Raw genomic sequence first — 12,792 nt, 5'->3', positions numbered from 1 at the left:
TCAGCACCGACCACGCTGCGTCACAGGCGCAGCGTCGCGCTCGGCGAGCGGCCGTAGTGCTCGCGGTAGATCACCGAGAAGCGGCCCGGGTGCCCGAAGCCCCAGCGGGCGGCGATGGTCTCGACGCGGTCGCCGCGGGTGGGGTCGCCGGCGAGCAGGTCGCGGTGGGCGCTCTCGAGGCGCACGCGGCGCAGGTACTCGAGCGGCGTGCTGTCGCGGTGGCGGCGGAACGCCAGCTGCAGGGACCGCGCGCCGATGCGGGCCGCGTCGGCGATCTCGGTCAGCCCGATGTCCTCGTGCGCGTGCGCGTCCATGAACTCCACCGCGCGGCGCACGGTCGCCGGCTCGGCGTTCCCGGGGTCGCTCGCCGCGGGGTCCATGAGCACGTCGAGCGCGGTGTTCGGGAACGTCGAGATGAGGGTGGTCGCGAGGTGGCGCATCGTGTTCGACCGCACCAGCGGCGCGCCCATGAGGGCGTCGGAGCTCAGGACGTCGTCGTACACGTGGGTGCTCAGCCGGCCCCAGTAGTCGGCCAGAGCCGGCGACACGGGGGCCGCGGACGTGAACGCGACGGTCTCGGGGTCCAGGCCCGACAGCTCGGCGGCGACGCGGCTGACCTCGTCGTGGTCGAGCACCGCGGTCTGCACGGTGACGTCCTGCCAGCCCGTGTCGTAGTCCGACCAGGTCGGGGCGAGCTTGAGGGTGCCGCCCACGAAGCCCGTGCCGTCGTCGACGTGGTGGGGCCCGCCCGCCAGGTTCTGCACGACCACCAGCGCCTGCAGCGGGTCGCAGCTGGCCTTGATCGGCCCGGAGTGGCGCAGGCGCCCGATCCCGAACAGGCCGGTCGTCGCCACCTCGGTCCAGAACGTGAACCCCTCCGGCTCGGTCGCCACCGGCCGGAAGTCGGTGTAGGTCGCGCGGAGGTAGTCGTTCGCGGCCTCGGGGTCGGTGCTCGCCCACTGGTACCGCGTGACCGGCTCCGGTCGGCTCCCGCCCGCCATCCTCACGCTCCCTACTCGATCGTGCGCGATTGATTATGTCCGACCGATCTCGTCCGGGCGACGTTTCCGTGATCATCGGAATCCCCACGTCCGGGCGACATCAGGCATGGACGTGACGAACGTCGGATACAGGGGAGATCCGCGTGGGATCCGTGTGAGCTCCAGGGTCAGCTCTGCGCCGCGACCGCCGTCAGGAGGAGCGACGGGAGGTCCGGGAACTCCGCGAGCACCTGGGCCGGGACGACGTCGAGCTCGTGCAGGGCGGTGGTGACGTCGGCGACGCTCGTGGCCACCGCGGGAGCCTCTCACCTAGAATACTGGGCAGATGACCTAATTTTCGGGAAGGACGGCGGCCGTGCCCTACCTGTTCCTGGCGCTCGCCATCGCGTCCGAGGTGGTCGCGACGGTCTCGCTGAAGCTCTCGGAGGGCTTCACGCGACTCGTGCCCTCGGTCGTCGTGGTCGTCGGCTACCTCGTCGCCTTCGGTCTGCTCTCCCAGGCCCTCGCGCGCGGCCTCGGCGTCAGCGTCGCCTACGGGGTGTGGGCGGCCGCGGGCGTCGCGCTGGTCGCCGCGGCCGGCGCGCTGTTCCTCGGCGAGTCGCTGACGTGGGTGCAGGTCGGCGGCATCGGCCTCGTCATCGCCGGGGTGCTCGCCCTCGAGCTCGGGGCGGCGCACAGTACGGCCGCATGAGCGAGCAGGTCGACGGCCGGCGGCGCAAGGGCGAGGAGCGCCGCCGCCTGCTGCGCGAGGCGACGATGCGCGTGATCGGCCGCGGCGGGGTGGCCGCGGTGACCCAGCGGGCGGTCGCCGCCGAGGCCGGGATGACACCCAGCCTCGTCAGCTACCACTTCCCGACCGTCGACGGGCTGCTCTCGGCCACCCTGGCCGCGGTCAACGACGACTGGGTCGCGGCGCTCCAGAGGTGCACGGAGCACGACGACCCGCTGCCCGCCCTCGCGGCCCTCGTGGCGGACGGCGCGATCGACCCGAGCCGGACCGTCGACGCCGAGTACGAGCTGTTCCTGCAGGCGGGCCGGCGCCCCGCGCTGCGTGACGAGTGGGTCCGCTGGACCCGCGCCCTCGACGCGGTGCTCGCCCCCGTCGTGCCCGAGCCGCGCCGTCGCGCCGCGGTCGCCGCCGCCGTCGACGGGCTGTTCCTGCGCTGCTGGTGCGACCCCGCTCCGTGGGCCGCCGCGGACGTCGAAGGGGTGCTGCGCGCGCTGGTCCCCGCCTGACGAGGTGGAGATCTGGTGCGGTTCCGGACGTCCCGCTACGGTCGGTGTTCACCGGTGGCCCGTCCGGGCGACCCCCGAGCACCGCGGACGCGCCGATGAAGAAGCTCGCCGAGCTCCTGGTCTGTTTCCTGCACCCCGTGGCCGTGGTGCTCGTGTGGCTCAACCTCGTGGTCCGCCCGGAGCTCAGCGGGACGGCGAAGATCGTCTGGGCCGTGCTGGCCCTCGTGCCCATCGTGCCGTTCGTGTACGTGCTCACCGGCGGCGAGCTGTGGGAGGGCAAGAAGAAGTCCACGGTCTGACCCCTGAGCGACAGGGCCCGCCGCTCGATGGGGTGGCGCTCCGGCGCGGGATCGGTACGGTCGGCGCAACCGCGGTCGAGAAGCCCGCCGCGACGCCCTCGACCGCCGACGACCACGTTCGTGGCAGGAGCGCGCATGCTCGAGCGTTGCGAGACGCTGCCGGGCGCCGACTTCGCCGCCGCCCTCGGCTTCCCGCCGCCGGACGACGACGCGTGGGCCCGGGTCGTCGGCGACGGCGCCGAGAGCGTCGAGCTGAAGGTGCTGCTCACGCCGCAGCCCGGCTCCACCGTGCACCTCGTCGGGCGCCACGGGCGCGTCCGGACCCGCCGCCTGCACCTGCTCGACACGCCGGACCTGGCGCTCGCGCACCTCGGCGTCAACGTCCGCCTGCGCGACCGAGGCCGCGACCGCTGGGATCTCACGGTGCGCGTGCGCGGCGAGGACCCCGTCCCGGGCGGCGTCCCGCCCGCCGAGTCCCGCGTCGAGCTCGACATGCTGCCCGGTGTCGTGCACCGCAGCACCGAGGTGCGCACGGTGCTCGCCGCCGCCCTGGCGCTCGACGTCCGCGACGGCCGCGTGCCCGTGCAGAAGGTCCTCACCGATCCCCAGGCGGCGCTGCTCGCCGGGGCCGCGGGCGCGCTCGCGAGCGAGGACCTGGGTCTCTTCGGCCCGCTGGTGATCGAGCGCGCCACCGTGCCCCGCGCGCGCTGCGGCCTGCCGCACGCCCGCCACGAGCGCTTCCGGTTCCCCGGCGGCCGCGTGCTGGAGGAGTTCTCGGCGCGGTGCGCCCCGGCCGACGCCCGCCGCACGGCCGAGGCGGTCGCGGTCTTCCTCGCCACGCACGGGCTCGCGCCCGCGCCGCCGCACCGCACGAAGACCTCGCTGTGGACCGAGCAGCTGCGCCGGGCGCGGGTTCGGTAGGCCGGGGACCGGTCTGGCGCCTAGCCTCCCGGTGATGACGACGACGCTCCAGCACTGGGCGAACGGCGCGGTCCTGACGTCGGCGACCGACCGCTTCGGCGACGTCACCGACCCGGCGACCGGGCAGGTGACGCGCCGGGTCGCCTTCGCCACCGAGGCCGACGTCGAGGCCGTGGTCGGGGCGGCGCGCGACGCGTTCCCGGGCTGGCGCGACACGTCGCTGGCGCGGCGCACGCAGATCCTGTTCGCCTTCCGCGAGCTGCTCAACACCTGCGCCGACGAGCTCGCCGAGATCATCACCGCCGAGCACGGCAAGGTGCTCTCCGACGCCGCCGGCGAGGTGGCGCGCGGCCAGGAGGTCGTGGAGTTCGCGTGCGGGATGCCGCACCTGCTCAAGGGCTCGGCGACGGAGAACGCCTCCACGGGCGTCGACGTCACGTCGATCCGCCAGCCGTTGGGCGTCGTGGGGATCATCAGCCCGTTCAACTTCCCGGCCATGGTGCCGATGTGGTTCTTCCCGATCGCGATCGCCGCGGGCAACACCGTGGTGCTCAAGCCCTCGGAGAAGGTGCCGTCGGCCGCGCAGTGGCTCGCCGAGCTCTGGCGCGAGGCGGGGCTGCCCGACGGGGTGTTCAACGTGCTGCACGGCGACCGGGTCGCCGTGGACGGGCTGCTGACCCACCCCGAGGTGAAGAGCATCAGCTTCGTGGGGTCGACGCCGATCGCGCGCCACGTCTACGAGACCGGCACCGCGCACGGCAAGCGTGTGCAGGCCCTCGGCGGAGCGAAGAACCACGCCGTCGTGCTGCCCGACGCCGACCTCGACATGGCCGCCGACCAGGCCGTCAACGCCGGGTTCGGGTCGGCGGGGGAGCGGTGCATGGCGATCTCCGCCGTCGTCGCGGTGGGCTCGGCGGGCGACCCGCTGGTGGAGAGGATCGCGTCGCGGGCCCGCGGGCTGGTGACCGGGGACGGGCGCCGCGACGCGGACATGGGCCCGCTGGTCACCCGCGCGGCGCAGGAGCGGGTGTCGTCCTACGTCGACGCCGGCGAGGCGTCCGGGGCGACGCTGGTGGTCGACGGGCGCGGCGTGAAGCCCGACGCCGAGACGCCGGAAGGAAGCGACGGTGGCTTCTTCGTCGGCCCGACGCTCTTCGACCACGTCACCACCGACATGTCGATCTACACCGACGAGATCTTCGGGCCGGTCCTGTCGGTGCTGCGCGTGGACACCTACGAGCAGGCCGTGGCGCTGGTCAACGCCAACCCGTACGGCAACGGCACCGCGATCTTCACCAACGACGGGGGCGCCGCGCGGCGCTTCCAGCACGAGGTGGAGGTCGGGATGATCGGCATCAACGTCCCGGTGCCCGTGCCCGCCGCCTACTACAGCTTCGGCGGCTGGAAGAGCTCGATGTTCGGCGACACGCACGCCCACGGCGTCGAGGGCGTGCACTTCTTCACCCGCGGCAAGGTCGTCACCGCCCGCTGGACCGACCCCGCGCAGCGCGGCGGGTCGGCGGAGCTCGACCTCGGCTTCCCGCGCAACACCTGACGGGCCGTCGATCACCTCACCGGGGATCTCACCGGGTCGCCGGGCGCCACCGCCGCAGCGCCTCGTAGACGAGCGCGCCGCCGGCGACGACGGGGAGGTCGACCAGCCCGAGTACGAGCAGGGCGGCGCCCCCGAGGTAGACGGGCGTGCGGTGCGGGAGCACGCGCCGGACCGCGTGCGCGGTGTCCGCGGCGACCTCGACGACGGAGTCGGTGACGCCGCGGGAGGTGTCCTGCCGCGCGGGGAGCCCGCTCGTCGGGGGCTCGGCGTTCACCGGGGTGTCGGGGGCGATGAGCGCGGTCGCGACGGGGTCCTCACGAGGCTTCTTGTCCTTGGCGGTGTCCTTGGCCATCCGGCGACGTTACGCCCGGACGCCGCTCACACACCGACCTCGCGGGCCCACTTCCCGGGCGCCGCCACCGGTCGGCCGTGCATGGCGACGACGAGCGCCGGACGCAGCTCGGCCAGTCGGCGCCGCGACGCGCCGGCCTTCGACGGGTCGTCGTGCAGGCCCCGGGGCAGCGGGAGCCACCGCGGCGAGCGCGGGTCGTCGGACACGTTCACCGGGCCGTCGCCGACGATCAGCACCCGGTCCTCGGCACGCCACAGCGCCAGCGTGCCGGGGCTGTGCCCGGGCACGGCCAGGACCGAGAACCCCGCGACGCGGTCGCCCTCGACGAGGCGCCGGTCCACCGTCCGGCGCTCGCGGGCCAGCGGCGCGAGCACCGCGCGGCCGAGCGCGCCGGCGTGCGTGTCGAGCCGCCCGTTCTCGAACCGGCCGGCGTCGGCCTCGCCCATCGCCAGCGGCGCGCCGGTCTGCCGGCAGAGCCACGCGGTGGCCCCGACGTGGTCGCCGTGCGCGTGGGTCACGGCGTGCTCGGCGACGTGCCGCCCGCGCAGCAGCGTGGCGAGGCGCCGGGCCGACCACGGGAACCCGGCGTCCACGACGACGTCGCCGTCGGGACCCTCGATCAGCACGGTGTTGAGGAGACTGGCCGGGGCCAGCGCGCCGACGTGCACCCCGTCGGCGATCTCGGTGAGCGGTGGGGCCACCCCGAGAGCCTGTCAGAACGTGGCGACGACGAACCCGTCCCGCGCGGCCGTGCCCGTGACCGTCGCGGCGACCGGGTGCGCGAACCCGGGCCCGTCGGTGACGAGCGTGTGGAACTCGCCGTTCTCCCCGCACGGGTCGACGTCCCCGGGCAGCGCGCGCAGCAGGTCGGCGTCCCACGCCCGCCCGACGATCGCCGCGGGGACGCGGGCGGGGTCGGCGCACACGACGACCGCGCGGACGCCGCCCGCGAGCATCGACCGCGCGAGCTCCCCGGTCGGCCGCTCCCACAGCGGGAAGCGCGCGGTGAGCCCGGTGCCGGCGAGCGCCTGCTCGCGGTAGGCGCGGATGTCGGCGAGGAAGAGGTCGCCGTAGATCACCTCGTCGGCCCCGGAGGACCGCAGCCGCGCCCACGAGGCGCGCGTGCGCTGCTCGTACACGTCGTTCGGGCACGGCGAGGGCAGCTCGACGGTCTCGAGCGGCAGCCCGAGCGCGGCGGCCTGCGCGCGGACGAGGGCGAGCGGCAGGTAGCTCGCGGCGACCTCCCCGTCCGCGCGCACCGTCGTGTGCAGGCCGGCGACGGTGGTGGTCCCGCGCGCCGCGGCCAGCGCGAACGCCGAGTCCTTGCCGCCCGACCAGCTCATCCACGCCTGCCCGGTCATGATCGCCAGGCTAGGCGCATCAGGCCGGCGCCGCGTCCCGCAGGCGTCGCTTGAGCACCTTGCCCTGCGGGTCCACCGGGAGCTCGTCGACGAGGTGCACGGCCTTGGGCACCTTGAAGGTCGCGAGCACGGCCTTGCAGTGCGCGACCAGCTCCTCGCCCGTCAGCTCGTGCCCGGGCCGGACCACGACGAACGCGGTGACGGCCTCCGACCAGTACGGGTCGGGCACGCCCACGACCGCCGCGCGCTCCACCGCCGGGTGGCCGTGCACGACGCGCTCGACCTCCTGCGACGACACGTTCATCCCGCCCGACTTGATCATGTCCTTGACGCGGTCGTGGAAGAAGAGGTTGCCCTCGGCGTCGACGCGGACCATGTCGCCGGTGCGGACCCAGCCGCCGCGGAACGCCGCCGCGGTGCGCTCCGGGTCGTCGAGGTAGCCCAGCATCGCCGAGGGCGTGCGGCAGATCAGCTCGCCGATCTCGGCGTCCTCGTCGTCCGCGTCGACCACCCGGATCTCGAGGTGCGTGACCGGCTTGCCGATCCACGTCGGGTCGCCGCCGGGGACGTCGTCGAGCGTGCGGAAGAAGCCGACCGTGCCGAGCTGGGACAGCTCGGACTGGCCCCAGTAGGTGCCCCACAGCACGTCGGGCGCGGCCGCCGACCAGGCGTCGATGACGTGCGGCGGGATCTGCCCGCCGTAGGTCATGGCGCGCCGGACCTGCCCGACCGTCTCCGGCCCGAACGCGCCCTGGGCGGCGAGGCCGATGTAGAAGGTCGGGGTCTGCGCGATGACCGTGATCCGCTCGCGCCCGATGATCTCGACGGCGGTCGCGGGGTCGGCGCTCGCGGGCAGGACGAGGGTGGCGCCCATCAGCGTCAGGCTGGTCATCGACCCGAGCCCCGCGATGGTGTGGAACGGCATGACGAACAGCCAGGTGTCCGCGGGCCCGGTCTGCAGCCCCCAGCCCCACGCGGGCGCGGTGGAGGCGAGGTAGTTGCGGTGGGGGATGAGCACGCCCTTGGGCGCGGCCTCGGTGCCGGAGGTGTAGACGATCAGCGCGACGTCGTTCTCGTCGAGCTCGACGTCCGGCTCGCCGGCGGGCTGCTCGGCCAGCAGGGCGTCGAGCTCCGGGCCGTAGTGGAGGCGCGCAGCATCCCCGGGGAGCACCGCCGCGAAGGCGTCGTCGACGAGCACGAGCGCGGCCCGGCTGTGGCCGAGCTGGTGGGCCACCTCCGCCTCGCGGTAGAGCGGGTTGACGCCGGTGAACGCGGCGCCGATCTTCAGCGCGCCGTAGTAGGCGGCGACGACGTCCACGCTGTTGCGGGCCATCGACGCGATGCGCCCGCCCCGGCCGATGCCGCGCGCGGTGAACAGCGCGGCGAAGCGGTTGGCGCGCTCGTCGAGCGCGCCGTAGGTGGTCTCGGTGCGCGTGCCGTCGGCGGCGTAGGCGATGAACGCGACCTTGTGCGGCTGGGTGCGGGCGTGGCGGCGCAGCTGGTCGCCGATGGTGGCGCGGCCGAGCAGCGTGCGGTGGTGCGGGGCGAGGTCGGGCACGTCAGACGCCCGCCCCGGCGAAGTAGGGCGTGCCGTACGACTCGGCGGAGACGATGTCCTCGACCGCGGACCGGGTCAGCTTGCGGGGGAAGCCCTTGGCCGGGTAGCCGATCGCGACGTGCGCGGCGGTGATCACGCCGTCGGGGAGCCCGAGCAGCTCGCGGACCTGCGGCTCGTGGTGGCACAGCAGGGTCGTCACCGCGGAGCCGACGCCCTGGTCGCGCAGCGCGAGGCAGAAGTTCTGCACCGTCGGGTAGATCGACGCCCCGCCGACGACCGAGAACCGGTCGAGCTCGAGGTCGGTCGGGTGCAGCCCGTCGATCTCGGCGCACACGACGACGATGGCCGGCGCCTGGGCCAGGTGCTCGGCGAAGTGGTCGGCGTCCTGGACGGTCTTCGGCAGCGCCCCGACGTTGACCGAGCCGTCGCCGATCGCGCCGAGGTAGGCCTTCCACAGCGGCAGGTAGAGGTCGGCGAGCGCCTGCTTGCGCTGCGCGTCGCGCACCACGACCCACCGCACCGGCTGGCGGTTGCCGCCCTGGGGGCCGAAGCGCGCCGCGTCGAACGCGCGGTAGAGCACGTCGTCGGGCACGGCGTCGCCCGTGAAGTAGCGGCAGGTCCCCACGGTGCGCATCGCGTCCGTCAGCTCCATCGCCAACACCTGCCTATCCACAGTTAGGTTCGTCGACGGCGATGGTGGTGTGGCCCACTGCGGCTGTCAAGAACCCGACGTCGTGGACGGCGGGCGGGGTGGATCGCTAACCTAACCACCGATAGGGAAGGGGATCGCATGGCCGACGGCACGTCGCTCGACCCCGTGCTCGCCAGGGCGCTCGAGCACGCCAACCTGCCCTCGCTGGTGCCGGTGCTCGTGCAGCTCACCGGCGACCGCCGGTGGTGCCGCGAGCCCTACCGTCCCACCCGCAGCCGCGGCATGGACAACAACGACGGCGGGGGCTTCGCCGACGAGGTCGCGGCCGAGATCCGCGCGGCGGTGCTCGACGCCGTCCTGGCCCACGAGGCCGGCGCCCCGGCCGCGATCCCGGCCCCCACCGGCGAGCTGCTCACCGAGCTGCTCACCCTCGCCACCGGTGAGCCGGCGCCGCCGGAGTACGCCGACATGCTCGCCGAGGACCTCGGCTTCGCCCCCGAGCCCGCACCGTCGGTGCCCGCCGGCGCGGACATCGACGCCGTCGTCATCGGCGCCGGCGTCTCCGGGATGCTCGCCGCGATCAAGCTGCGCGAGGCCGGCGTCGAGCACGTCGTGCTGGAGAAGAACACCGAGGTCGGCGGCGGCTGGTGGGAGAACACCTACCCGGGCGCGGGCGTCGACACCCCGAGCCACCTGTACTCGTACTCGTTCGCGCCCCGCGACTGGAGCACCCACTTCGGCAAGCGCGACGAGGTCGAGCAGTACCTGCGCGAGGTCGCCGACGCCCACGACGTACGCCGGTCGGTGCGCTTCGGCGTCGAGGTCGTCGCCGCCGAGTACGACGAGGACGCCGCGGTGTGGCGCGTGCGCACCGCCGACGGCGAGGTCGTCACCGCGCGGGTGCTGATCAGCGCGACCGGGGCGCTCAACCGCCCGAAGCTCCCGGCGATCCCGGGGCTCGACACGTTCGACGGGGCGCTGTTCCACACCGCGCAGTGGCCCGACGACCTCGACCTCACCGGCCGGCGGGTCGCCGTCGTCGGAGCCGGGGCGAGCGCGATGCAGGTGGTCCCCGCGATCGCCGGCGTGCCCGAGCGCGTCACCGTCTACCAGCGCTCGCCGCAGTGGGTCGCGCCCAACGACGTCTACTTCGCGCCCATCGACACCGCCGTGCACGAGCTGATGCGCCGGGTGCCGTACTACCGCGCCTGGTACCGGGCGCGGCTCGCGTGGAACTTCAACGACCGCGTCCACCCGTCGCTGCAGGTCGACCCGGAGTGGGAGCACCCCGGGCGGTCGGTCAACGCGGTGAACGACGCGCACCGCCGGGTGTTCACCCGCTACCTCGAGGCCGAGCTCGAGGGCCGCCCGGACCTGGTCGAGAAGTCGCTGCCCGACTACCCGCCCTTCGGCAAGCGGATGCTGCTCGACAACGGGTGGTACCGCGCGCTGCGCCGCGACGACGTCGAGCTCGTGACCGAGGGCGTCGCCGAGGTGACCCCCACCGGGCTGCGCGGCGACGGCGGCACCGAGACCCCGGCCGACGTGGTCGTCATGGCCACCGGGTTCCACACCCACCGCTACCTGTGGCCGATCGACATCCGGGGCCGCGGCGGGGTGGGCCTCGCCGACGTGTGGGGGCCCGAGGACGCGCGCGCCCACCTCGGGATCACGGTGCCGGGCTTCCCGAACCTGTTCATCACCTGCGGGCCCGGCACCGTGCTCGGGCACGGCGGCAGCTACATCACCATCGCCGAGTGCCAGGTGCGCTACATCGTCGACCTTCTCGCGCGGATGGCCGGCGAGGACCTGCGCGCGGTGGAGGTGCGCCCCGAGGTCGAGCAGGAGTACTCCCGCCGCCACGACGAGGCGCACGCGCGGATGCTGTGGACGCACCCCGGGATGACGAACTGGTACCGCAACGACGCGGGGCGGGTCGTCTCCACGATGCCGTGGCGCATCGTCGACTACTGGCGCATGACCCACGAGGCGGACCTCGCCGAGTACGCCACCGAACCGCGCCGGGAACACTGATCCGGATGGAGGAACGGGTCGCGCGCCGGAAGAGCAGCGCCGAACGGCAGACCGAGATCGTCAGCGCCGCGGCACGGATCGTCGCCGACCACGGGTACGCGGCGGTCGGCATGCGCGACATCGCCGACGCCATCGGCATCCGCGGCGCCAGCCTCTACCACCACTTCTCCTCCAAGGAGGAGATCCTCTACGCGATCTGCCTGACGGTCACCCAGGAGCCCGTGGAGCAGAACCTGCCGCTGCTCGACGCCGCCGGGACCCCGACCGAGCGCCTCACCGCGCTGATCGGCGCGCACATCCGCCACCTGCTGCACCGGCGCGTCGAGTACCTCGTCGGCCTGCACGAACGGCCCGCGCTCACCCCCGAGCACCGCGCCGACGTCGACGGATACCTGCACTACTACAACCGCCGCGTGCGCGACGTGCTGACCGCCGGCATGCGCAGCGGGGAGTTCCGCGCGCTCGACCCGGGCCTCGCCGCGTTGGGCATCCTCGACATGCTCAACGGCGTCAGCGGCTGGATCCGCGGCACCGACGACACCGACGCCGACGACGTCGTCGCGAGCCACACGGCCCTGCTCCTCGGGGGCCTGCGCGCCGGCCCTACGTGAGCGAGGCGCCGGCGGGGAGGTGCGCGCCGAGGAAGTCGGTCATCACCACGCCCACGAGCCCACGGGCCATCGCCTCGCAGTGGCGGTTCGCGCCCTGCTCGGCGGTGAACCGGACGATCTCCTTCTCGCCGGGCAGCGCGTCGTACAGCTCGCGGGACTGGCCGCCGAAGAAGTCCTCGTCGTCCGGGTCCGTGATCAGCAGCGGCGTGGTGATCCGGTCGGTCAGCCCGTCGAGGGTGAACCGCTGCACCGCGCTGAACACGTCGTACGGGGTCTCGCCGCCGTAGGGCCGGGCGCGGAACGCGAACGTCCGCGCCCGCACCGGGTCGGCGGGCCCGGAGCTGATGGCCTCGTTGAAGCGGTCCCGGTCGCCGGCCCGCAGCAGCGCCAGCAGCGGCGGCGGGATGTTGACGTTCCAGCTGCGGGCGACGTCGACGACCCCGCCGTCCACGACCGCCGCGGCGAACCGATGCTCGAACGCCAGCGCGCGGGGCAGCCAGTAGCCGCCCTGGCTGATCGCGTAGCCGAACAGGGCGTGCTCGTCGACGTCGGGCCGCGCCACCAGGGTGTCCACGACCGGGGTGAGGACGGCCTCCCAGTCGTGCCGGAACGGGATGCCGCGCTCGAACAGCAGCGTCTGCTGGCCCGGGCCGTCGAAGACGACGGCGTTCCAGTCGCGGTCGAGCGCCGGGCGGATCGCGGTGGCCCACAGCCCGGACAGCGCCCCGTCGCTGCCGTTGGTGACGACGAGCGTCGGGCGCGGGGTGCCGCTCGCGTCGGGGCGGAACAGGTAGCCGGGCATCGCGACGCCCTCGTAGGCGAGGTCGATGGGCAGGTGCCGGCCGTCGGAGCAGGCGACGAAGGCGTCCCAGGCGGCGCGGTGCGCCCGGAAGGTCGGCAGCAGGAGCGACGTGTCCTCCATGCCGTCGACGAACGCGAGCGACTCGTCGTGGAACCCCGACGCCCCGAGGTAGAGGAACGCCGCGGTGCCGAGGCGCCCGGCGGCGCGGGCGGCGTCGGCGTCGCGGCGCAGGCGCTCGGCGCGGCCGTGCCACGCGGTGTACCAGGACATCGCGTCGCCGTCGGTGGTCTCGTCGATGGCGCCGACGGCCATGCCGACGTCGCCGACCCCCAGCCCGGTGTGACCCAGGGCGGTGCGGGCGGAGAAGTCGAAGGCGTGGTCGGTGAAGAACGGGAGCAGCATGCACCTAC

General features: G+C 74.2%; 15 protein-coding genes. 7 read left to right on the top strand and 8 right to left on the bottom strand.

Annotation, left to right across the window (positions count from 1 at the left end; genetic code table 11):
* Nucleotides 1-20: 20 nt before the first annotated feature.
* Both WCD58_RS31030 and WCD58_RS31025 read right to left on the bottom strand, forming a co-directional pair.
* Entirely contained in the window at nucleotides 21-1,001 is a 981-nt protein-coding gene (locus tag WCD58_RS31030; RefSeq protein ID WP_337707001.1) for an AraC family transcriptional regulator, read from the bottom strand.
* Between the two features lie 167 nt (nucleotides 1,002-1,168).
* Complete coding sequence (locus WCD58_RS31025; protein ID WP_337707000.1) at nucleotides 1,169-1,294, bottom strand: hypothetical protein; 126 nt, start codon at nucleotides 1,292-1,294, stop codon at nucleotides 1,169-1,171.
* Nucleotides 1,295-1,356: 62 nt separating this feature from the next.
* Between WCD58_RS31025 and WCD58_RS31020 the strand changes: the two genes are divergently transcribed.
* From WCD58_RS31020 to WCD58_RS31000, 5 genes are all read left to right on the top strand, one after another.
* Nucleotides 1,357-1,692, top strand: a complete 336-nt coding sequence (locus tag WCD58_RS31020) for a DMT family transporter (RefSeq protein WP_337706999.1) — start codon at nucleotides 1,357-1,359, stop codon at nucleotides 1,690-1,692.
* The gene (locus WCD58_RS31015; protein ID WP_337706998.1) at nucleotides 1,689-2,237 is read left to right on the top strand and encodes a TetR/AcrR family transcriptional regulator; all 549 of its coding nucleotides are present in this window, start codon (nucleotides 1,689-1,691) and stop codon (nucleotides 2,235-2,237) included. Before WCD58_RS31020 ends, WCD58_RS31015 begins: the two co-directional genes overlap by 4 nt.
* A gap of 95 nt (nucleotides 2,238-2,332) precedes the next feature.
* Nucleotides 2,333-2,536 carry a hypothetical protein gene (locus tag WCD58_RS31010; protein WP_337706997.1) on the top strand — a complete coding sequence of 68 codons (204 nt, stop codon included), beginning with the start codon at nucleotides 2,333-2,335 and terminating at the stop codon, nucleotides 2,534-2,536.
* A gap of 135 nt (nucleotides 2,537-2,671) precedes the next feature.
* Nucleotides 2,672-3,457 carry a CYTH domain-containing protein gene (locus tag WCD58_RS31005; RefSeq protein WP_337706996.1) on the top strand — a complete coding sequence of 262 codons (786 nt, stop codon included), beginning with the start codon at nucleotides 2,672-2,674 and terminating at the stop codon, nucleotides 3,455-3,457.
* Between the two features lie 34 nt (nucleotides 3,458-3,491).
* Complete coding sequence (locus WCD58_RS31000) at nucleotides 3,492-5,012, top strand: CoA-acylating methylmalonate-semialdehyde dehydrogenase (protein WP_337706995.1); 1,521 nt, start codon at nucleotides 3,492-3,494, stop codon at nucleotides 5,010-5,012.
* A gap of 28 nt (nucleotides 5,013-5,040) precedes the next feature.
* Here the strand turns inward: WCD58_RS31000 and WCD58_RS30995 are convergent, their stop codons facing one another.
* From WCD58_RS30995 to WCD58_RS30975, 5 genes are read right to left on the bottom strand one after another with little or no spacing between them, the layout of a single operon-like run.
* Nucleotides 5,041-5,364, bottom strand: coding sequence for a hypothetical protein (locus tag WCD58_RS30995; protein WP_337706994.1), 324 nt, complete (start codon nucleotides 5,362-5,364; stop codon nucleotides 5,041-5,043).
* Nucleotides 5,365-5,390: 26 nt separating this feature from the next.
* Nucleotides 5,391-6,065: an MBL fold metallo-hydrolase gene (locus WCD58_RS30990; RefSeq protein WP_337706993.1), complete on the bottom strand. Its 675-nt coding sequence runs from the start codon at nucleotides 6,063-6,065 to the stop codon at nucleotides 5,391-5,393.
* A gap of 12 nt (nucleotides 6,066-6,077) precedes the next feature.
* Complete coding sequence (locus WCD58_RS30985; RefSeq protein ID WP_337706992.1) at nucleotides 6,078-6,725, bottom strand: Dph6-related ATP pyrophosphatase; 648 nt, start codon at nucleotides 6,723-6,725, stop codon at nucleotides 6,078-6,080.
* 19 nt (nucleotides 6,726-6,744) lie between these two features.
* On the bottom strand, nucleotides 6,745-8,283 hold the full coding sequence (locus WCD58_RS30980; protein ID WP_337706991.1) for a class I adenylate-forming enzyme family protein: 1,539 nt from the start codon (nucleotides 8,281-8,283) through the stop codon (nucleotides 6,745-6,747).
* A gap of 1 nt (nucleotide 8,284) precedes the next feature.
* Nucleotides 8,285-8,935, bottom strand: a complete 651-nt coding sequence (locus tag WCD58_RS30975; RefSeq protein WP_337706990.1) for a nitroreductase family protein — start codon at nucleotides 8,933-8,935, stop codon at nucleotides 8,285-8,287.
* Between the two features lie 138 nt (nucleotides 8,936-9,073).
* Here WCD58_RS30975 and WCD58_RS30970 point away from each other — a divergent pair, with 138 nt between their 5' ends.
* Both WCD58_RS30970 and WCD58_RS30965 read left to right on the top strand, forming a co-directional pair.
* Nucleotides 9,074-10,969 carry a flavin-containing monooxygenase gene (locus tag WCD58_RS30970; protein WP_337706989.1) on the top strand — a complete coding sequence of 632 codons (1,896 nt, stop codon included), beginning with the start codon at nucleotides 9,074-9,076 and terminating at the stop codon, nucleotides 10,967-10,969.
* Nucleotides 10,970-10,974: 5 nt separating this feature from the next.
* The gene (locus WCD58_RS30965; RefSeq protein ID WP_337706988.1) at nucleotides 10,975-11,580 is read left to right on the top strand and encodes a TetR/AcrR family transcriptional regulator; all 606 of its coding nucleotides are present in this window, start codon (nucleotides 10,975-10,977) and stop codon (nucleotides 11,578-11,580) included.
* Here WCD58_RS30965 and WCD58_RS30960 read toward each other — a convergent pair.
* Nucleotides 11,573-12,784, bottom strand: coding sequence for an alpha/beta hydrolase family protein (locus tag WCD58_RS30960; protein WP_337706987.1), 1,212 nt, complete (start codon nucleotides 12,782-12,784; stop codon nucleotides 11,573-11,575). The two genes, WCD58_RS30965 and WCD58_RS30960, sit on opposite strands and share 8 nt — an antisense overlap.
* Nucleotides 12,785-12,792: the final 8 nt, after the last annotated feature.

Origin of the sequence: Actinomycetospora flava (assembly GCF_037400335.1) — a bacterium.
Classification (GTDB): Bacteria; Actinomycetota; Actinomycetes; order Mycobacteriales; family Pseudonocardiaceae; genus Actinomycetospora; species Actinomycetospora flava.
The sequence above is the reverse complement of the archived record's forward strand: the minus strand, read 5'-3'. Positions and strand labels throughout refer to the sequence as shown.